This window comes from Pseudomonas lijiangensis, from assembly GCF_018968705.1.
In the GTDB taxonomy this organism is placed as follows: Bacteria; Pseudomonadota; Gammaproteobacteria; order Pseudomonadales; family Pseudomonadaceae; genus Aquipseudomonas; species Aquipseudomonas lijiangensis.
This window is the reverse complement of sequence record NZ_CP076668.1, coordinates 5330778-5350695: the sequence shown is the minus strand read 5'-3', so window position 1 is coordinate 5350695 and position 19918 is coordinate 5330778. Positions and strand designations below refer to the sequence as shown.

General features: G+C 60.6%; 20 protein-coding genes. 14 read left to right on the top strand and 6 right to left on the bottom strand.

The annotated features are described in order from the left end of the window. Positions 1 to 98 precede the first annotated feature (98 nt). Positions 99 to 545, top strand: a complete 447-nt coding sequence (locus KQP88_RS22820; RefSeq protein ID WP_198727606.1) for a response regulator — start codon at positions 99 to 101, stop codon at positions 543 to 545. A gap of 61 nt (positions 546 to 606) precedes the next feature. Here the strand turns inward: KQP88_RS22820 and KQP88_RS22815 are convergent, their stop codons facing one another. Continuing rightward, positions 607 to 2781 carry a malate synthase G gene (locus KQP88_RS22815; protein WP_200995216.1) on the bottom strand — a complete coding sequence of 725 codons (2175 nt, stop codon included), beginning with the start codon at positions 2779 to 2781 and terminating at the stop codon, positions 607 to 609. A gap of 320 nt (positions 2782 to 3101) precedes the next feature. Here KQP88_RS22815 and KQP88_RS22810 point away from each other — a divergent pair, with 320 nt between their 5' ends. From KQP88_RS22810 to KQP88_RS22800, 3 genes are all read left to right on the top strand, one after another. Further along, positions 3102 to 3620, top strand: coding sequence for a glycine cleavage system protein R (locus KQP88_RS22810; RefSeq protein WP_198727608.1), 519 nt, complete (start codon positions 3102 to 3104; stop codon positions 3618 to 3620). Between the two features lie 185 nt (positions 3621 to 3805). Continuing rightward, positions 3806 to 4078, top strand: coding sequence for a CopG family ribbon-helix-helix protein (locus KQP88_RS22805; protein WP_216704254.1), 273 nt, complete (start codon positions 3806 to 3808; stop codon positions 4076 to 4078). After that, positions 4078 to 4353, top strand: a complete 276-nt coding sequence (locus tag KQP88_RS22800) for a type II toxin-antitoxin system RelE/ParE family toxin (RefSeq protein WP_216704253.1) — start codon at positions 4078 to 4080, stop codon at positions 4351 to 4353. The genes KQP88_RS22805 and KQP88_RS22800 overlap by 1 nt, the downstream gene beginning before the upstream one ends. Positions 4354 to 4626: 273 nt before the next feature. Here KQP88_RS22800 and rarD read toward each other — a convergent pair whose 3' ends face one another. Both rarD and KQP88_RS22790 read right to left on the bottom strand, forming a co-directional pair. Continuing rightward, positions 4627 to 5514 (bottom strand): EamA family transporter RarD, encoded by an 888-nt coding sequence (gene rarD / locus KQP88_RS22795; RefSeq protein ID WP_216704252.1) that lies wholly within the window; start codon positions 5512 to 5514, stop codon positions 4627 to 4629. 33 nt (positions 5515 to 5547) lie between these two features. Then, positions 5548 to 6522, bottom strand: a complete 975-nt coding sequence (locus KQP88_RS22790) for a serine/threonine protein kinase (protein ID WP_216704251.1) — start codon at positions 6520 to 6522, stop codon at positions 5548 to 5550. 182 nt (positions 6523 to 6704) lie between these two features. On the opposite strand from KQP88_RS22790, the gene KQP88_RS22785 reads away from it, so the two are divergent. From KQP88_RS22785 to KQP88_RS22760, 6 genes are read left to right on the top strand one after another with little or no spacing between them, the layout of a single operon-like run. Beyond that, complete coding sequence (locus tag KQP88_RS22785) at positions 6705 to 7724, top strand: substrate-binding domain-containing protein (RefSeq protein ID WP_216704250.1); 1020 nt, start codon at positions 6705 to 6707, stop codon at positions 7722 to 7724. Continuing rightward, a complete protein-coding gene (locus KQP88_RS22780) occupies positions 7708 to 8709 on the top strand; it encodes an ABC transporter substrate-binding protein (protein WP_216704249.1) in 1002 nt (333 codons plus the stop codon). Before KQP88_RS22785 ends, KQP88_RS22780 begins: the two co-directional genes overlap by 17 nt. After that, positions 8709 to 9578 carry an ABC transporter permease gene (locus tag KQP88_RS22775; protein ID WP_216704248.1) on the top strand — a complete coding sequence of 290 codons (870 nt, stop codon included), beginning with the start codon at positions 8709 to 8711 and terminating at the stop codon, positions 9576 to 9578. The genes KQP88_RS22780 and KQP88_RS22775 overlap by 1 nt, the downstream gene beginning before the upstream one ends. Next, positions 9575 to 10369 (top strand): ABC transporter permease, encoded by a 795-nt coding sequence (locus tag KQP88_RS22770; RefSeq protein ID WP_216704247.1) that lies wholly within the window; start codon positions 9575 to 9577, stop codon positions 10367 to 10369. Before KQP88_RS22775 ends, KQP88_RS22770 begins: the two co-directional genes overlap by 4 nt. After that, complete coding sequence (locus KQP88_RS22765; RefSeq protein ID WP_216704246.1) at positions 10366 to 11397, top strand: ABC transporter ATP-binding protein; 1032 nt, start codon at positions 10366 to 10368, stop codon at positions 11395 to 11397. Before KQP88_RS22770 ends, KQP88_RS22765 begins: the two co-directional genes overlap by 4 nt. A 24-nt stretch (positions 11398 to 11421) precedes the next feature. Beyond that, positions 11422 to 12255: a phosphodiesterase gene (locus KQP88_RS22760; RefSeq protein ID WP_216704245.1), complete on the top strand. Its 834-nt coding sequence runs from the start codon at positions 11422 to 11424 to the stop codon at positions 12253 to 12255. A gap of 167 nt (positions 12256 to 12422) precedes the next feature. Here KQP88_RS22760 and KQP88_RS22755 read toward each other — a convergent pair whose 3' ends face one another. The 3 genes from KQP88_RS22755 to KQP88_RS22745 all read right to left on the bottom strand — a co-directional run bounded on the left by KQP88_RS22755 (position 12423) and on the right by KQP88_RS22745 (position 15968). Continuing rightward, a complete protein-coding gene (locus KQP88_RS22755; protein WP_216706023.1) occupies positions 12423 to 14324 on the bottom strand; it encodes a PhoX family protein in 1902 nt (633 codons plus the stop codon). 82 nt (positions 14325 to 14406) lie between these two features. Further along, positions 14407 to 15171 carry a TOBE domain-containing protein gene (locus KQP88_RS22750; RefSeq protein WP_216704244.1) on the bottom strand — a complete coding sequence of 255 codons (765 nt, stop codon included), beginning with the start codon at positions 15169 to 15171 and terminating at the stop codon, positions 14407 to 14409. Between the two features lie 62 nt (positions 15172 to 15233). Then, positions 15234 to 15968 carry a ComF family protein gene (locus KQP88_RS22745; RefSeq protein WP_216704243.1) on the bottom strand — a complete coding sequence of 245 codons (735 nt, stop codon included), beginning with the start codon at positions 15966 to 15968 and terminating at the stop codon, positions 15234 to 15236. 92 nt (positions 15969 to 16060) lie between these two features. Here KQP88_RS22745 and bioB point away from each other — a divergent pair, with 92 nt between their 5' ends. The 4 genes from bioB to bioC all read left to right on the top strand — a co-directional run bounded on the left by bioB (position 16061) and on the right by bioC (position 19902). After that, the gene (gene bioB / locus KQP88_RS22740; protein ID WP_200995205.1) at positions 16061 to 17119 is read left to right on the top strand and encodes a biotin synthase BioB; all 1059 of its coding nucleotides are present in this window, start codon (positions 16061 to 16063) and stop codon (positions 17117 to 17119) included. Between the two features lie 66 nt (positions 17120 to 17185). Continuing rightward, positions 17186 to 18376, top strand: a complete 1191-nt coding sequence (bioF, locus tag KQP88_RS22735) for an 8-amino-7-oxononanoate synthase (protein ID WP_216704242.1) — start codon at positions 17186 to 17188, stop codon at positions 18374 to 18376. Then, entirely contained in the window at positions 18369 to 19100 is a 732-nt protein-coding gene (locus KQP88_RS22730; RefSeq protein WP_216704241.1) for an alpha/beta fold hydrolase, read from the top strand. The genes bioF and KQP88_RS22730 overlap by 8 nt, the downstream gene beginning before the upstream one ends. Further along, the gene (bioC, locus tag KQP88_RS22725; RefSeq protein WP_216704240.1) at positions 19093 to 19902 is read left to right on the top strand and encodes a malonyl-ACP O-methyltransferase BioC; all 810 of its coding nucleotides are present in this window, start codon (positions 19093 to 19095) and stop codon (positions 19900 to 19902) included. Before KQP88_RS22730 ends, bioC begins: the two co-directional genes overlap by 8 nt. The last annotated feature ends 16 nt before the right edge of the window (positions 19903 to 19918 follow it).

The window sequence follows — 19918 nt, the reverse complement described above, 5'->3', positions numbered from 1 at the left end:
GGATCGCGCTCGAATACCCGGCTGGGAGGCCCGTAAAGTGCGCTTCAGGTTTAGCCTGATCTGCTGTAGGAATTAGTCCAGGGAATGATGAGACGGTAATGAGTGACCACGACATCTTGAGCGATGAAGAGCGCGACGCCCTTACAGAGGTCATGCTCCAGTCCAATCGTGACTTGCCGCAACGTGTGCTGATCGTCGATGACGACAGCGACGCACGGGAGTTGCTGGCAGAAATTCTTAGTCTCAATGACATCAGTTGCCTGACGGCTGGTGGTGGCAACAGCGCAATGGAGCTGCTTGAAACCCGTCAGTCCATAGGCCTGCTGATCACCGATCTGCGCATGGCGCCTTGCGACGGCCTGGACCTCATCCGCCAGGTGCGCGACTCCGAACGCGCGGCTTTGCCGATCATCATCGTTTCCGGCGACGCCAACGTGCGCGATGCCATCGATGCCATGCATTTGAGTGTGGTGGACTTCCTGCTCAAACCGCTCAATACCAAGCAGCTTGTGAGGCTGGTGAAGCGTGAGTTGGGGATGGCTTGAGCTGTTCGCGAATGAATTCGCTCCTACGGGCGTAGGAGCGGATTCATCCGCGAAAACCCCACTACCTGTTCTGAGCCTTGAACTCCCGACGACGACGATGCAGCACCGGTTCGGTGTAGCCGTTAGGCTGCCGGGTGCCTTCGATCACCAGTTCGACGGCGGCCTGGAACGCGATATTGCTATCGAAATCCGGGGCCAGCGGGCGGTATAGCGGATCGTTGGCATTCTGGCGATCCACTACCGGCGCCATGCGCTTGAGGCTTTCCAGTACCTGGGCTTCAGTGACCACGCCATGGCGCAGCCAGTTGGCCATGTGCTGGCTGGAGATGCGCAGCGTGGCGCGGTCTTCCATCAGGCCGATGTCATTGATGTCCGGCACTTTCGAGCAACCCACGCCCTGATCGATCCAGCGCACGACGTAGCCAAGAATGCCCTGGGCATTGTTGTCCAGCTCGTTGCGAATCTCTTCCGGCGTCCAGTTGACCTGTGGGGCCAGCGGGATGGTGAGGATGTCGTCCACCGAAGCGGGCACTCGCTGCGCCAGTTCGGCCTGGCGGGCGAACACGTCGACCTTGTGATAATGCAAGGCGTGCAGGGCGGCTGCGGTAGGCGAAGGCACCCAGGCGGTGTTTGCACCCGCCAGTGGATGGGCGATTTTCTGCTCCAGCATCGCGGCCATCAGGTCCGGCATGGCCCACATGCCCTTGCCGATCTGAGCCCGGCCTTGCAGGCCGCACTTGAGGCCTATATCGACGTTGGAGTTCTCGTAGGCACCGATCCACTTCTCGGCTTTCATCTGCGCCTTGCGCACCACAGGGCCTGCTTCCATGGAGGTATGGATCTCGTCGCCCGTGCGGTCCAGGAAACCGGTGTTGATGAACACCACACGCTCGCTCGCCGCCTGGATACAGGCCTTGAGGTTGACCGTGGTGCGGCGCTCTTCGTCCATGATCCCGACTTTCAGCGTGTTGCGCGGCAAGCCCAGGACCTGCTCGACACGGCCGAACAGTTCGTTGGTGAAGGCTGCTTCTTCCGGGCCATGCATCTTCGGTTTGACGATGTACACGGAACCGCTGCGGCTGTTGCTGCGTGATGTGTTGCCGTTGAGGTTATGGATCGCCGCAAGGCTGGTCAACAGGCCGTCGAGAATGCCTTCGGGCACTTCGTTGCCGTGTTTGTCCAGAATGGCGTCGATGGTCATCAGATGGCCCACGTTGCGGATGAACAGCAACGAGCGGCCATGCAGCGTGACTTCGCTGCCAGCGGGGGTGGTGTAGACGCGATCCGGGTTCATGGTGCGGGTAAAGGTTTCGCCACCCTTGGCCACTTCTTCGGCCAGATCGCCTTTCATCAGGCCCAGCCAGTTGCGGTAAACTACGACCTTGTCGTCGGCATCGACCGCGGCGATGGAGTCTTCGCAGTCCATGATGGTGGTCAGCGCGGCTTCCATCAGAATGTCTTTCACACCTGCCGGATCTGTCAGGCCGACCGGGCTGGAAGCATCGATCTGGATCTCGAAGTGCAGTCCGTTGTGCTTGAGCAGAATGGCCAGCGGTGCAGAAGGATCGCCCTGGAAACCGATCAGTTGTGCGTCATCCTTGAGGCCGGTATTGCTGCCGCCCTTGAGGCCGATGACCAGTTTGCCATCGATCAGCTTATAAGCCGTCGAGTCGACGTGGGAGCCGGCCGCCAGTGGCGCGGCTTCGTCCAGGAAGGCGCGGGCGAAGGCAATCACCTTGTCGCCGCGAACCTTGTTGTAGCCCTTGCCCTTCTCGGCACCGCCTTCTTCGCTGATGGCATCGGTGCCATAGAGCGCGTCGTACAGCGAACCCCAGCGGGCGTTGGAGGCATTGAGGGCGAAGCGGGCGTTCATCACCGGCACGACCAGTTGCGGGCCTGCCATGGTGGCAATTTCTTCATCGACGTTTTGCGTCGTGATCTGGAAGTCCGCCGCTTCTGGCAGCAGATAACCGATTTCCTGAAGGAAAGCTTTGTAAGCCGAGGCGTCGTGGGCCTGTCCGGCATTGGACTGGTGCCAGGCATCGATTCTTGCCTGCAAGTCATCACGTTTGGCGAGCAGGGCTCTGTTCTTTGGCGCAAGCTCATGGATCAGTTTGTCAGCCCCGGCCCAGAACGCTGCGGCATCGATGCCGGTTCCCGGGGTGGCTTCGTTCTGCACGAAGTCGAACAGGACTTTGGCGACCTGCAGGTCACCGACTTGAACGTACTCAGTCATTGCACTTGCCTCACTCTGCTCAGCAGGTCGAGCTCACTCAAGGAGCGCTCTGTTTATTGGTTTTGGTGTTATGTAGTGCGCGCCGCGGAATACTACATGAGCAGCAGCGATGGGGGATGAATATGTCACCAAACGACTGAAGTTTCACGACCAGTCACGCTGCCGACCCGGATGTTCTCAAAAATGACGGCGATTGTTCCAGATAATTATCAAAACGGTACACGTTCTGCGCTTTGCAGTGCCTTTGTGAACCTTGCCTATACTTTCGCGACATCCGCCGGGGTCTGACGGCGTCTTTTTGAAAGCAGAGGAAGTCACCTGTGAATCATCTCGTAGTCACTGTGGTTGCACCCGACAAACCGGGCCAGGTCGAGCGTATCGCCCAATGCATCGCCGATCATGGCGGCAACTGGCTGGAAAGCCGCATGTCACGCATGGCCGGGCAATTCGCCGGTATCCTGCGGGTGGGTGTACCGGCTGAAAGTCAGGATGAACTGATCCAGGCACTGCGGGTGCTGACGGTCCATGGCATTCATGTGCAACTGGCCGAAAGCACCGCCGAAGCCCTCGGCTCCTGGAAAACCATCAGCATGCAACTCGTGGGCAATGACCGCCCCGGCATCGTGCGCGACATCACCCGCTTGCTGACCGGGCAGGGCGTCAACGTCGAAAGCCTGATCACCGACATCACCCCGGCACCCATGAGCAGCGAACTGCTGTTCCATGCCGACGCGGTACTGGGCGTGCCCTTGAGCCTGTCACTGGACGATCTGCAGGCCCGGCTCGAAACCCTGGCGGATGATCTGATGGTTGAGTTGGTGTTGAAGACGGAGGGTTGAGGTGATTTGCATCCTGTGAAGACGAGCGGCATCTTGGAGTGCTACTCGTTCTTCTTGTTTTGCTATCGCGGCTCACCCCAGAACTCAGCATGCCGTTTGGTCTGCTCGGCTTGACGATGAATTGTTATTCAATATGATTAGCTTTCAATCTAATTGCTGCATGGTTGCGCAGAGGTAAATCCACCATGACAACTACCGCTAAAACTCGATCTGTCACAGCTCACGTGCCAGTCCACCTGGCTGAGAAAATCGACATGATGGCTGAGCGTCTGGAGCGTTCAAGAAACTGGATCGTCAAACAGGCTCTTTGTGCCTGGATTGATCAGGAAGAAGAGCGCAGCCGCTTGACTCGAGAGGCCTTGGCAGATGTGGACGCTGGCCGCGTTATTGAGCATCAGGCTGTTCAGGCATGGGCGGATAGCCTCAGCACCGAGACTCCGTTACCGGTGCCGCGTTAATGGAGTTGAAGTGGACAAGCAAAGCGCTCTCCGACATTGCCAGATTGTACGAATTTCTTGCTGCTGTGAATCAGCCTGCCGCTGCCCATACGGTTCAACAACTCACTGCTGCTCCGACCATTTTGCTGACTAACCCCCGCATTGGGGAATACCTTGAAGAGTTTGAACCTCGTGATGTGCGTCGAATCCTGATCGGGCACTACGAGCTGCGCTATGAAATAAAGGGCCCCACTATTTACCTGTTGCGTCTGTGGCATACACGCGAAGATCGGTGATGTGGTTGTCCAAAGAGCCACGAACAAAACGTTTGGCCAAAGCAAGCTGCATTCAATCTCAGGTTATCCAAGTTAACCGTGCACCCACCTGTGGATAACCTGGGGAGATGGCCTTGTGCGCCACGGTTGGCAAGGCTTTGCGGGGGTTGATCAAAAAACCAGCAGTTTCAATGGCTTGTGCACAGATAAGGTGAGCCTGCCTGTGGATAACCGTTGGAGAACCCTTTGCAGGCCATGTGGATCGTGGCTTGCAAAGGGTTGTATGTTTTTTGATCAGGTGCGGCGGCGCAGGCTCAGCCAGGCATCGACGCTGTAGATCGCCAACCCTGCCCAGATGAAGACGAAGGTGACGATGGTGCTGGTGTTCAGGTGCTCGCCATACAACAGCACTGCAAGGGCCAGAACCAGGGTCGGCGCAATGTATTGCAGGAAGCCCAGCGTGGTGTAGGGCAAGTGGCGTGCGGCGGCGTTGAAGCAGACCAGAGGCACCAGCGTCACCGGACCGGCCGCTGCCAGCCACAGCGCCTGGCTGGTGGTCCAGAACTCAGGCTGTGCAGTCTGGGCAATGGGGGTGAGCAGCAGCCAGGCCAGTGCCAGCGGGACCAGCATCCAGGTTTCCACCACCAGGCCGGGCAGTGCGGCCACTGGCGCTTTCTTGCGGATCAGCCCGTAGAAGCCGAATGTCAGAGGCAATAGCAGCGATACCCACGGCAGATTGCCGACCTGCCAGACCTGCTGGGCCACTCCGGCGGCAGCCAGCAGCACCGCCAGCCATTGCAGGCGTCGCAGGCGTTCACCCAGCAGCAACATCCCGAGCAGCACGTTGACCAGCGGGTTGATGTAGTAACCCAGGCTGGCCTCGACCATGCGTCCGTTGTTCACGGCCCAGACGTAGACCATCCAGTTGCAGGCGATCAGGCTGCCGCTGAGCGCCAGTACCGCCAGCCGCTGCGGATTTTCCCGCAGTTCGCGCCACCAGCCGGGATGTTTCCAGAACAGGAGCAGCAGAGAGCCGAACAGCGCCGACCAGATCGCCCGATGAATGATGATCTCTAGGGCGGGAACGGTGGCGAGTAGTTTGAAGTACATCGGGAACAGGCCCCAGATGATGTAAGCACTCAGGCCAAGAAGGTATCCACGGCGTGGGTTGGCAGCTTGCATGTAGCGTCCTTGTCAAAGGCAGGTTTCTGGGTGTCAGAACAGCTTCAGAGGTTCTTCGTTGAGGGCCGAAAACTGTTCACGCAGGGCCAGGATATGGTCGCCCCAGTAACGTTCCGTGCCGAACCATGGAAAGCTGCGCGGGAAGGCCGGATCGTCCCAGCGTCGGGCCAGCCAGGCGCTGTAGTGCATCAGGCGCAGGGCGCGCAGCGGCTCGATGAGCGCGAGTTCGGCGGGATCGAAGTCATGAAACTCGTTGTAGCCGTCCATCAGTTCCGACAATTGTCCCAGGCATTCCTGACGATCACCTGCCAGCATCATCCAGATGTCCTGTACGGCAGGTCCCATGCGGCAGTCGTCCAGATCCACAATGTGGAACATTTCGTCACGGCACATCATGTTGCCCGGATGGCAATCGCCATGGATGCGGATATTGCTGTGGGGTGTTGCCGCGTAGACCTCTTCGACACGCTTGAGCAGGTCCCGGGCGACTGACTCGTAGGCCGGAAGCAGGCTGCGCGGGATGCAGTCGTTGCTCAGCAGATAGTCGAGGGAGTCATGGCCGAAGTTTTTCACGCCCAGGGCTTCGCGATGCTCGAACGGCCGGGTTGCGCCCACGGCGTGAATACGCCCCAGCAACTGGCCCAGGCGATAAAGCTGATCGAGGTTGCCCGGCTCCGGGGCTCGTCCGCCACGACGCGGGAACAGCGTGAACCGGAAGTCGCCGTGCTCGAACAGGGTTTGCCCGTTCTGTACCAGCGGAGCAACGACAGGCACTTCGACTTCGGCCAGCTCGAAGGTGAAGCTGTGCTCTTCAAGAATCGCTGCGTTGCTCCACCTTTGCGGGCGGTAGAACTTGGCGATCAAGGGCTGTTCGTTTTCGATACCGATCTGATAGACCCGGTTTTCATAACTGTTGAGAGCCAGGACGCGGGCGTCACTGAGAAAGCCGATGCTTTCCACGGCGTCGAGAACGAGATCGGGGGTGAGTGTTGCAAACGGGTGGGCCATGCTGACTCCTGCGCGCAGCAAGTCGCCGCGTTGGACTGCTGATGGTAACGCAGACTGGCTGTGGTTCGCCAAGCCGATCCGCTTTTTCGCAAACGTCACACAACGGTCATCGTTTGGTCGTCGCATAGCCATATCCGTCGATTAGTGTCGCCGCCAATGAGATCGATCTCAAGCGAGTGACAATGACTGACTTGAAAGAGGTTGCACAACGCGCAGGGGTATCGCGAGCCACCGCGGCACGTGCCTTCGCGACGCCCGACATGGTGCGCCCGACCACCCGTGACCAGGTATTCGCGGCGGCCAGCGAGCTGGGTTTTCGTCCCAACCGCCTTGGGCGTCAGCTGCGTCTGCAAACCACCAACCTGATCGGCGTGGTGGTACCCAACCTGCTCAACCCGGTATTCGCCGAACAGTTCCAGGCCATGGAGCGTGCAGCCCGTGCGCGGGGGTACAACCTGCTTCTGGCGACCACCGACTACGCCAGCGAGCGCGAAAGCGAAGTGGTCGAAGAGCTGCTGCGCCAGAGGGTCGATGGCCTGGTGCTGACGGTCACCGATGCCGAGTGCAATCGTGTTCTGCAAGACCTTGCCAGTGAAGACACGCCTTTCGTGCTGGCCTATCACCAGACCGATAACCCCGATTACAGCGCCGTGTCTGTGGATAACCGTGCAGGCATGGCCCTCGCGACCCGTTATCTGCTGGATGCCGGTCATCGGCGTGTCGGCATGGTGGCTGGTCCGGCCATGCAGTCCGACCGGGCACGCCTGCGTTATGCCGGGTATTGCGATGCCATGACCGAGCGCGGCCTCGATGTGCTGCCGGTCATTGAAATGCCTGACCACACCCGCGCCGATTTTGCTGCCTTGATGCCTTCGTTAAGTGGCCCGAATGCGCCGACAGCGCTGGTCTGTTCCAACGATCTGTTGGCCATCAGCCTGATTGCCGAGTTGCGCCGTAACGGCCTCGGTGTGCCTGAGCAGCTTTCGGTGATCGGGTTCGATGGCATCGCCCTCGGCACCCAGATGCACCCGACGCTGTGCAGCGTTGTTCAGCCGATTGCCGCACTGGCGCAGATCGTCATCGACCAGTTGCTGGCCCGGATCGGCGGCGCGGCCCCGGTTTCCCATTGTCTGCCGTGCCATATCCGGCCTGGCGAAAGTACCCAGCCCCATGAGGAGATGCTTCATGTTCAGTCTCAGTAAAAGCCTGGCAGCCCTGCTGCTGTGCGGCGTGGCAAGCCTGACTCAGGCCGCTGAAACCGCTATCTGTTACAACTGCCCGCCTGAGTGGGCTGACTGGGGGACGCAGCTCAAGGCGATTGCCGACAAGACGGGCGTGCAGGTCCCGCTGGACAACAAGAACTCCGGTCAGGCGTTGGCGCAGATCGTCGCCGAGCAGGCCGCGCCTGTAGCCGACGTGGTGTATTACGGCGTGACCTTCGGCTTGCAGGCGCAGAAGGCCGGTGTGGTCGATACCTATAAACCCAAGCACTGGGACGATATTCCGGCTGGCCTGAAAGACCCGGCCGGTCACTGGTTTGCGATTCACTCCGGCACGCTTGGCATCATGGTCAACGTTGATGCTCTGGGCGGTCTGCCGGTGCCTCAGAGCTGGGCGGATCTGCTCAAGCCCGAGTACAAGGGCATGGTCGGTTATCTCGATCCATCCAGCGCATTCGTCGGTTATGTCTCGGCGGTGGCCATCAACCAGGCCATGGGCGGCACGCTGGATAACTTCGCTCCCGCCATCGACTACTTCCAGAAACTGGCGAAAAACTCACCGATCGTGCCCAAGCAGACCGCCTATGCGCGGGTGCTCTCCGGTGAGCTGCCGATCCTGATCGACTATGACTTCAACGCTTATCGCGCCCGTTACAAGGACAAGGCCAACGTCGCTTTCGTGATTCCGCAGGAAGGCACCATTGGCGTCCCGTATGTCATGAGCATGATCAACAAAGCTCCGCATCGCGCCAATGCCGAGAAGGTGCTGGATTTTGTGCTGTCCGATGAAGGGCAGGCGCTGTGGGCCAAGGCGTATCTGCGCCCTGTGCGCTCGAAAATGCCAGCCGAGGTGGCCGCTCAGTTCCTGCCTGACAGCGATTATGCCCGTGCCGGTGTGGTGGATTACCAGCAGATGGCCGCTGCGCAGGAAGCTTTCGCCGCCCGTTATCTGCGTGAGGTGAAGTAATGACTGCCTCGCTGGAGCAGGCAAGCACTGTGCGGCCGTGCAGCCTCCTCAGGCTGAGCCATTGCCCGGGCGCTGCCGTGGCGCTTGCCCCGGCAATGGCGGTGCTGTTGGCCTTCTGGCTGTTGCCGCTTGCGCATCTGATCATTCTGGGCGGGCAGAACCCCGAGGGGGCTGGCAACGGGTATTGGCAGGTACTGAGCAGCGCCCAGTATCTGGGCAGTCTGGCGCAGACCTGCCTGCTGTCCGTGGTGGTCACGCTTGCCGCTCTGCTGGTGGGTGGCATCAGCGGTGTGTTTCTTGCCCGACAGCGCTTTTTCGGTCGCTCGGCACTGGTGGCCTTGCTGACTTTTCCGCTGGCGTTTCCCGGTGTGGTGGTGGGGTTTCTGGTGATTCTGCTGGCCGGACGCCAGGGGATCTTTGCCGCGCTCGGGCTTGAGCTGGCGGGGGAGCGCTGGATCTTCGCCTATTCGCTCACCGGCCTGTTCATTGGCTATCTGTACTTCTCGATTCCGCGGGTGATCCTCACGGTGATGGCGGCCTGCGAAAGTCTGGACCGCAGCCTGGAAGAGGCCGCGCATTCTCTGGGCGCCGGTCACTGGCGGGTGGTCTGTGACGTGATTGTGCCGGGCCTGACTCCAGCGCTGGTGTCCTGCGGGGCGATCTGTTTCGCCACGTCGATGGGCGCCTTCGGGACGGCCTTCACACTCGGTACCCGGCTGAACGTCACGCCGGTCGCGATCTACAACGTCTTCACCAACTACGCCAACTTCACCGTGGCCGCTGCGCTGTCAGTCATCCTCGGTGCGGTGACCTGGGCGGTGTTGCTGCTGGCTCGTCGTCTGGTCAAGACTTCAGGAGTTGCACTGTGAAACGTTCCACACTGTTTGTCGTGCAACTGCTTTTTACCCTGCTGGTCTGCGCGTTCATGTTGGTCCCGGTGGTGTTGTCGCTGCTGGCCGGTCTGACGCGCAATTATTTCCAGGGCCTGTCCAGCGGCCTGACTTTCGATTGGCTGCTGCAAGTCTGGCAGGCTTATTCGCCGACGGTCTGGCTGTCACTGCAACTGGCTGTGGCCTGTGCCTTTTGTGTGTGCCTGATCGGAGTGCCAGCGGCCTATGCGCTGGTGCGGATGAACAACCGTTTCAGTCGCGCCTTCGAGGAACTGATGGTCTTGCCCGTGGCCATGCCCGGTCTGGCCAGCGCTCTGGCGTTGCTATTGACCTATGGCCACTTCGGCAGCTTTCGAGGGAGCTGGCTGTTCATTCTGGTGGGCCACGTTTTATTCACGCTGCCGTTCCTGGTGCGGCCGGTCATGGCCGTGATGCAGCGCCAGCAACTGCCGGTCCTGGAAGAGGCAGCGGCCAGCCTTGGCGCCGGGCCGATCAAGCGCTTTTTCAGTGTGGTGGTCCCCAATTGCCGCGCCGGGATTCTCGCGGGCGTGCTGATGGTCGTGACCTTGTCCCTGGGTGAGTTCAACCTGACCTGGATGCTCCACACCCCCATGACCAAGACCTTGCCCGTTGGGCTGGCCGACAGTTATGCCTCGGCGCGCCTGGAAGTCGCCAGCGCCTACACCCTTCTGTTTCTGTTGCTGATTGTGCCGCTGCTCATTGCGTTGCAGGCCATCAGTGCCCGTCTTGCCCGTGGAGAAAGCCGATGAGCGGAACAACCATACGCCTGCAAAGTTGCCGCAAGTCGTTTCACGACGGCACGGTTGCTGTACATGATCTGAACCTGACCATTGAGCCAGGCGAAACCCTGGCCATTCTCGGGCCTTCCGGGTGCGGCAAGACCACCACCTTGCGGCTGATAGCCGGGCTTGAGCGACCGGATACCGGGCAGGTGCTGTTCGACAATCAGGATGTCACGCGCCTGCCTATCGAACGGCGTGATGTGGGGATGGTGTTCCAGAACTATGCGCTGTTTCCCAACCTCGATGTGGCGGGGAATATCGTCTATGGCCTGAAGATTCGCGGCATGTCGCCCGCCGAGCGCAACAAGCGTTGCGCCGAACTGCTGGAGCTGGTGGGCCTGCACGATCATGGCAAGCGCAGCATTCACGAACTGTCCGGCGGACAACGCCAGCGCGTGGCACTGGCCCGGGCCCTGGCGCCTCGTCCTCGGGTGCTGTTGCTGGATGAGCCTCTGGCCGCGCTGGATGCCCAGTTGCGTGAGCGTTTGCGTAGCGAGCTGGATCAGTTGCTGCGTGGCCTGGGGATCACCTCCGTGTTTGTCACCCACGATCAGGGCGAAGCCATGGCCTTGGGGGATCGCATTCTGGTCATGGAAAAAGGCCGCGTCGCACAACTGGCGACCCCGCGGGAAATCTATCAGCAGCCTGCCAATGCTTTCGTGGCCGGTTTTGTCGGCAATCTCAACGCTTTCAGCGTGCTTGGGCGTACGCCGTTCGGCCTGAAAGTCAGTGGCGGTGAGCTGCCCTGGAGTGCTGATCAGGATCCGGCCATCGTTTATTGCCGCCCTGAGCACCTGCGTGTGATGTCCGCTGGCGGGCACCTGCAAGGTCGACTCGTGGGGCAGTTTTTCCAGGGCGCGCAAAGCCGTCTGCTGGTGGATGTCGGTGGGGTTCAGCCTTTGCTGGTGGACAGTTCAGACAATGTCATCCATGCGGCCGGTACCTCCATTGCCTTGAGTGTCGCGCCTCAAGAGCTGTTTACCCTGGCGTCGTGATGCCGTTTTGACCGAGAGATCATTTTGAACCATCCTTTTCTTATTGCTCAAATCAGCGACCTGCACCTCAAAGCCGGTGGGCGTCTGACCTATGGCGTCGTCGACACGCTGGGCGCGTTGCGTCGAGCGGTCGAACATATCAACGCCAGCACGCCTCGCCCCGATATCGTCGTGGTCAGCGGTGACCTGGTGGATTTTGGCCGCGCCGACGAATACGCCGTACTCAAGCCCGAGCTGGAACGTTTGCACATGCCGTTCTATCTGGTGCCTGGCAATCATGATGACCGTGAGCATCTGCTGGCCGCTTTTGCTGACCGCCTGTATCTGCCCTTGTCGGCGAGTGGGCCACTGGACTGGGTTGTCGAGCAGTATCCGGTGCGTTTGATCGGTATGGATTCAACCATTCCGGGCGAGCATGGCGGGCGGCTGGATTATGGCCAGATCGACTGGCTGCATACGCAACTGTCGCGTCGACCCGATGTACCGACGATTCTGATCCTGCACCATCCACCCTTTATCAGCGGCATCGGTCACATGGACCAGCAGCCCTTTGGCAATGCGGCCGCGCTGGAAGAGATGATTGCGTTGCATCCACAGGTTGAGCGCGTGCTCTGCGGACATCTGCACCGACCGATGCAGCGCCGGTTTGGCGGCAGCATGGCGTGTATTTGCCCCGGTACTTCCCATCAGATCGTGCTCGATCTCGCAGAGAACGCCCCGGCGCATTTCAACCTGGAGCCTGCCGGTTACCTGCTGCATCGCTGGCACCCGCAGGACGGCCTGATGACCCATAACGCAGTGTTCGGCGATTATGAGGGGCCGTACCCGTTTTATGATGCCAATGGGTTGATCGATTGATACCCGGCAGCCGTAGGAGATCACCCGCCGCCTCGGCGCCGCGCTGTCGCGCAGCAAACAGGTAGGAGCGCGCTTGCCCTGGGCGGCACTCCGACGACCGAGTGCGAAGCGCTCGCAAAATTTACGACTGCTACGCAGCCGGTCGCGGGCAAGCGCGCTCCTACTGTTCAGGCGCCGATGATGCCGCCGTCTTCGCGGGTAATCACCATCACCGAAGAGCGGGGCTTGCCGTTGGGCTGGTGCTCGGGGAAGGTGGAGCCGCCGTTTTCGCCAGGATGCTGGATACCGACGAACATGGTTTTGTAGTCCGGCGCAAAGCTGATACCGGTCACTTCACAACCGATCGGCCCGACCAGGAAGCGACGAATCTCGCCACTGTGCGGGTCGGCACAAAGCATCTGGTTATTGCCCATGCCAGCGAAGTCACCCTTGTTGCTGGAGTCGCCGTCGGTCTGAATCCACAGGCGACCGGCTTCGTCAAAGCTCAGGCCGTCCGGGCTGTTGAACATGTTCCGGGCGTTGACGTTGCTCGATCCGCCTTGTGGCGTGCCGGCATGTACCACCGGGTTGCCCGCGACCACGAACAGATCCCACTCGAACTCCATGGCCGAGGCATTATCTTCGGCTTCTTTCCAGCGCAGGATCTGCCCGTACTGGTTCTTGGCCCTCGGGTTCGGCCCGCCGACCGGCTGGCCATCATCGCCGCGCTTGGCGTTGTTGGTGAGGGTGCAATAGACCTGGCCATCCTTGGGGCTGACCACGATCCATTCCGGGCGGTCCATGCGTGTGGCTTTCACCACGCTGGCGGCCAGACGTGCATGAATCAGCACTTCTGCCTGATTGTTGAAACCGGCTGCGGCATCCAGGCCATTCTTGCCGTGGGTCAGTTCGATCCACTGGCCTTTGCCTTTCGGGCGATCCGGGTTGTTGTCACCGCCGTCGAACTGCGCCACATACAAGGTGCCGTGATCCAGCAGGTTGCGATTGGCCTTGGGATCCTGATGATCGATCTTGTCGCGGCTGATGAATTTGTAGATGAACTCGCCACGCTCGTCGTCGCCCATGTACACCACGACGCGACCGCCTTTGGTTTCGGTCAGTGCGGCATTCTCATGCTTGAAGCGGCCCAGCGCGGTACGTTTGACTGGCGTGGATTTGGGATCGAACGGGTCGATCTCGACGACCCAGCCGTGACGGTTGACCTCGTTGGGATTTTTGGCCACGTCAAAGCGTGGGTTGTGCTGATGCCAGTTGATGTCCTTGCTGGCGGCCACGACGCCGTAGCGCTTGAGGCCGGCGTCGAATTTCTGTTCCGGATCGCTGCTGCCGAAACAGTCGGTGAAGTTCTCTTCGCAGGTCAGGTAAGTGCCCCACGGCGTCTTGCCGTTGGCGCAGTTCTGGAAGGTGCCCAGGGCATGTGTGCCCGTCTTGTCGGCGTCGGTCTTGAGCCATTCATGACCGGCAGCCGGGCCGCTCAGGTCGATGGGCGTGTTGCCATGAATGCGGCGGTTGTACTTGGAGTCCTGCACGAATTGCCACTGGCCGTTCTTCTGCTGGACCTCGATGACCGACACGCCTTCAGCGGCCAGCGCCTTCTGTACTTCTTCGGCCGATTGCGGCTCCTTGCCGTGATCGAAGAGGTAGCGATAGTTGGTGTATTCGTTGTTGATCGCCATCAGCGCCCGGTCTTTGTGGCCGGGCATCGGGAACAGGCTCATGCCGTCGTTGTTGTCGCCGAACTGCACTTCCTGTGCCTTGGCGGTGCCTTTGCCGCTTGGATCGAAGGCCGGACCGCCTGCCTGCAAGGGCTGACCCCAACTGATGAGAACCGAGGATTTGTAGCCTGGCGGCAGGCTGATGGTGTCGGCGGTGGCGGCTGGGATGCTTTCAAAACCCAGCAGCTTGCCCGATGCAGCGCTGACGCTGTTGGCCAGTGCGCTACGGGTCAGCAGGTTGCCGCCCAGGAACATCGCGGCACCGCACAGGGCGCCTGCGCTGATGAACCCACGGCGAGTGAGGCCGACCATCTTTTCGAGGTCGGTGGATTGATTTTCTTCTAATAGTTTCATCATCACGGCTCCCACAGAGGTGGCAGCCACGATAATTGCCGTATATGACGAAATTGTGTCGCAGGAATGACGACACAGCCGCTTACAAAGGTGTGCCCAGCAAGACCAGTGACGGGGGGAAACGGACTTGCACCTGACTGCCTGTTTCCAGCCTCAGAGCCTGAAGCTGTGCAGAAGGCGCCAAGGCACACAGCGTCTGGCCTCCAGGCAGATTGATGCGCACTTCGCAGGGGCCGTCTTCGGCTTCGAGAATGCTGTCGATCAGCCCGAACAGACAATTGTTTCCATTTGTTTCTTCGTGATCGTGAGGGTGCAGCTCAAGCCAGCCCGCCTTGATAAGCGCCACGACATCGGTGTCGGTCTGCAGGTCCAGGCGCTGGGTGCTGTCATGGGTAATCTGCGCCTCGATGAACACCTCGTCGGCCATTTGCAGACGAATATGATCGTTATGCCCATGCCGCGTGATGCTCACGATGCGGCCCAGCAACTGGTTGCGGGCGCTGGTGCGCAGGGTCAGGCGACTGAGCAGGTCCAGGTCCGTGCTTTCTTCGGTGGCTTCCAGCACCTGAGCTTGCAGTGCCTGCAATCGCTGATAGAGACGCAGCACACGCTCACCTTCGGCAGACAGTTTCGCACCGCCACCACCACGCCCGCCGACACTGCGCTCGACCAGAGGTTTTTGCGCCAGATTGTTCAGTTCGTCGATGGCATCCCAAGTCGCCTTGTAACTCAGGCCTGCGCTTTTGGCGGCCCGGGTGATGGAGCCTTGCTCGGCGATGTGTTGCAGCAACTCGATGCGCTGTGGGCGACGGACCATGTGTTGCGTCAGCAGAGTCGGTAAGGGCATGGCGACGGATTAGGTAACTGATGGAGAGGCGAGTGTAAGACAAGTCGGCGTCCAGAAGCGGATCAGCACTCCGGCCTGGGCGTTCTGGCCAGGCAATAGACATCCACCCGCCGAGCACCATTACTGAGCAAGGTGCGGGCAATCACATCCGCTGTGGAGCCTGTGGTCAGTACATCATCGATCAAGGCCAGGTGCTTGCCTTGCACCCAGGCAGAATCGACCACCTTGAAGGCGCCGTTCAGATTGCGTTTGCGGCTTTTTGCATCCAGGTCCTGCTGAGCCGTTGTTTCGCGAATTCTCACTAACTGGCGTTCATCCACGGGCAGATTCAGGGCTTTGCCCAGCCAGCCGGCCAGCATGCCCGCCTGGTTGTAGCCACGCTGGCGCAGACGCCGGGTGGCCAGGGGAACTGGCAACAGGCAATCGGGCCGGGTCAGGCCTTCGTCAAAGCGGTGCTGTAGAAACTGCCCGGCCAGTTCCGCCAGCAAGCGTCCCATGGGCCACCGGCTCTGGTGTTTGAAGCGCGTAATCAGGCCGTCTACCGGAAACTCGTACAGCCAGGGCGCGATGACTTCCGTGAATGCCGGTGGCCGTTTGAGGCATTGCCCGCAATTCATACCGGAGACCGGAAGCGGCAGGGCGCATTGCAGGCATTGATCCCCAAGCCAGGGCAGCTCGGTTTCGCAGGCCACGCAAACGGGAAAAGGCGCATCGCTGAATTCATCGCACAATAAACAGATATGTTTGCTTTTTAACCAGATGTAAACCTCATGGTTGTGATTGGGTTGACAGGGCATGGCTCTTCCTTAAATATGCCGAACATCCGTGTAGCGCTTGTGGGCTTTCCTCGCCTTGGCGCACTGCCTGAATAAAACCAAGGAGCCGCCCGATGAGCGCCAGCACCACCGCCACTCTGCGTCACGACTGGACTTTAGCCGAGGTCAAGGCGCTGTTCGTACAGCCATTCAATGACCTGCTGTTTCAGGCGCAGACCGTGCACCGCGCTCACTTCGATGCCAACCGCGTTCAGGTTTCCACCCTGCTGTCGATCAAGACCGGCGCCTGCCCCGAAGACTGCAAGTACTGCCCGCAATCCGGTCACTACAACACCGGTCTTGAGAAGGAAAAGCTGCTGGAAGTGCAGAAGGTGCTGGAAGAGGCCGCTCGCGCCAAGGCCATCGGTTCGACCCGTTTCTGCATGGGCGCAGCCTGGAAACACCCATCGGCCAAGGACATGCCTTACGTGCTGGAAATGGTCAAAGGCGTCAAAGCCATGGGCCTGGAAACCTGCATGACCCTGGGGCGTCTGGATCAGGATCAGACCGAGGCGCTTGCCCAGGCTGGTCTGGATTACTACAACCACAACCTGGACACCTCGCCGGAGTTCTACGGCAGCATCATCACCACCCGCACCTATAGCGAGCGTCTGCAGACGCTGGCGTATGTGCGCGATGCGGGGATGAAGATCTGCTCCGGAGGGATTCTGGGCATGGGCGAGTCGCTGGATGACCGCGCCGGTCTGCTGATCCAGTTGGCGAACCTGCCTGAGCACCCGGAGTCGGTGCCGATCAACATGCTGGTGAAGGTCGCCGGTACGCCGCTGGAGAATGCCGAAGATGTCGATCCGTTCGACTTCATCCGCATGCTGGCCGTGGCCCGGATTCTGATGCCGAAGTCCCATGTTCGTCTGTCGGCCGGTCGCGAGGCCATGAACGAGCAGATGCAGGCCCTGGCGTTCTTCGCCGGTGCCAACTCGATCTTCTACGGCGAGAAGTTGCTGACCACCGCCAACCCGCAGGCCGACAAGGACATGTTGCTGTTCTCGCGTCTGGGCATCCAGCCCGAAGCCCGTGAAGAGCACGCCGATGAAGTGCATCAGGCGGCTATCGAGCAGGCGTTGGTCGAGCAGAAGAGCAGCGCCATGTTCTACGACGCGGCGTCTGCCTGATCCTCATTACCGGGCCACGTATGAGTGGCCTGGTTTGAATCATCTTTTCCGAAGACCGGGGCTTGCATGTCTTTCGATCTCCGCACGCGCCTTGAGGCCCGTCGCGCCGAACATCTCTATCGCCAGCGCCCGCTGCTGCAAAGTCCGCAAGGCCCTCAGGTAACGGTCGATGGCCAGCCGCTTGTAGCCTTCTGCAACAACGATTACCTGGGCCTGGCCAATCATCCTGAAGTCATCGCTGCCTGGCAGACGGGCGCAGCGCGCTGGGGCGTGGGTGGCGGCGCATCACATCTGGTGATCGGCCACAGCGGCCCGCATCACGAACTGGAAGAAGCCCTGGCCGAACTCACCGGCCGCCCGCGGGCGTTACTGTTTTCCAATGGCTACATGGCCAACCTCGGTGCCGTCACGGCGCTGGTGGGGCAGGGCGATACGGTGCTGGAAGACCGGCTCAATCATGCGTCATTGCTGGATGCCGGCCTGCTCAGCGGTGCGCGTTTTTCCCGTTACCTGCACAACGATGCGGCCAGCCTGAGTACACGGCTGGAAAAAGCCGTCGGCGATACGCTGGTGGTGACCGATGGTGTGTTCAGCATGGACGGCGATATCGCCGACCTGCCCGCGCTGGCACAGGCCGCGAAAGCCAAAGGCGCCTGGTTGATGGTGGACGATGCCCATGGCTTCGGACCGCTGGGTGCCAACGGTGCCGGTATCGTCGAGCACTTCGGTCTGGGCATCGAAGAGGTGCCGGTGCTGGTGGGCACGCTGGGCAAGTCGTTCGGTACGTCGGGCGCTTTTGTGGCGGGCAGCGAGGAACTGATCGAAACCCTGATCCAGTTCGCCAGGCCCTACATTTATACAACCAGCCAGCCACCCGCGCTGGCCTGCGCCACCCTGAAGAGCCTGGAGCTGCTGCGAACCGAACACTGGCGTCGCGAGCATCTTGGGCGTTTGATCCAGCAGTTTCGCCATGGCGCCGAGCAGATCGGTCTGCAACTGATGGACAGCTTTACGCCGATCCAGCCGATCATGATCGGCGATGCGGGTCGCGCCTTGCGCCTGTCGCAGATGCTCCGTGAGCGGGGCCTGCTGGTCACGGCGATTCGTCCACCGACCGTGCCCGCTGGCAGCGCCCGTTTGCGGGTGACGTTGTCTGCGGCGCACAGTGCCGACCAAGTGCAGCTATTGTTGAATGCACTGGAGCAGTGTTACCCGCTGCTGGGCGCAAGTGAATCGATGGAGTCCGAGCATGCGTGATCGTTTGATCCTGCTACCCGGTTGGGGCCTTGGTGTCTCGCCACTTGAACCGCTGGCGGCCGCGCTGCGCGGGCTGGACGAGCATTTGCGGGTCGAGATCGAGCCGTTGCCGGACCTCGACAGTTGCGATGTTCAAGAATGGCTCGATGAACTGGACGCCAATATCCCGACCGGTGCCTGGCTGGGTGGCTGGTCGCTTGGCGGCATGCTGGCTGCGGAACTGGCGGCACGACGCGGCGATGACTGCTGCGGGCTGCTGACCCTGGCCAGCAATGCCAGTTTCGTGACCCGTGGCGCGTGGCCCAATGCGATGACGGAAGGCGAGTTCTCGGCGTTTCTGGCCGGTTGCTCGGCTGACTCCGAAGCGACGTTGAAGCGTTTCAGTCTGTTGTGTACCCAAGGCGCAGAAGACCCGCGCGGCCTGTCACGGCTGCTCAAGGCCGGTGCGCCACAGACGTCGACGAATACGCTGGTCGATGGCCTGAAAGTCCTCGGGCAGCTCGATACCCGCAGTGCCTTGCAGACCTATCGCGGGCCGCAACTGCATCTGTTTGCGGGGCACGATGCGTTCGTGCCAGCCGAGGCAGCGGGCGATCTGCTGGCATTGTTGCCGGATATAGAAGTGGGTCTGATTGAACAGGCCAGCCATGCCTTCATTCTGGAAAATCCCCACGGCGTGGCGGCGGCGATCCAGGCCTTTTTGCATGAGTCCGGCGATGACTGATCTTTCTCACGTGAAATTACCGGGCGGCCTGCCTGACAAGCGTCAGGTGGCCGAATCGTTTTCCAGGGCCGCTGGCAGTTACGACAGCGTGGCCGATTTGCAGCGCGCAGTCGGTCATGAGCTGTTCGCCCGTCTGCCTGAAGCACTGAACCCTTCGCGCTGGCTGGATCTGGGGTGCGGCACGGGTTATTTCAGCCGGGTGCTGGGGCAGGCCTTCCCGCAAAGCGAAGGTGTTGCACTGGATATTGCCCAAGGCATGTTGCGACATGCCCGTCCCCTGGGCGGTGCCCGTTACTTTGTGGCTGGCGATGCCGAGCGCATGCCGTTGCAGGCGCACAGTTGCGAGCTGGTGTTCTCCAGCCTCGCGGTGCAATGGTGTGCGGACTTTGCAGTCGTGCTCAGTGAAGCCAGCCGGGTCTTGCAGTCTGGTGGTGTATTCGCGTTTTCCAGCCTGTGTGTGGGTACTTTGCAGGAGCTTCGGGAAAGCTGGCAGAGCGTCGATGGTCTGGTACACGTCAATCGCTTTCGCGAGCAGGATGACTATCGTCAGTTGTGCGCGGCCAGTGGCTTGCGGGTGCGCAGCCTTGAGGTTCGGCCTCACGTGTTGTATTACCCGGATGTGCGCAGCCTGACCCATGAGCTTAAAGCGCTGGGCGCGCATAATCTCAATCCCGGACGCCCCGGTGGCCTGACGGGAAGGGCGCGGATTCGCGGTTTGGTCGAGGCGTACGAAAGGTTCCGTCAGGAGCCTGGGCTGCCCGCGACTTATCAAGTGGTCTACGGGGTGCTGGAAAAGAACTGATGGGTTTGCGAAACAA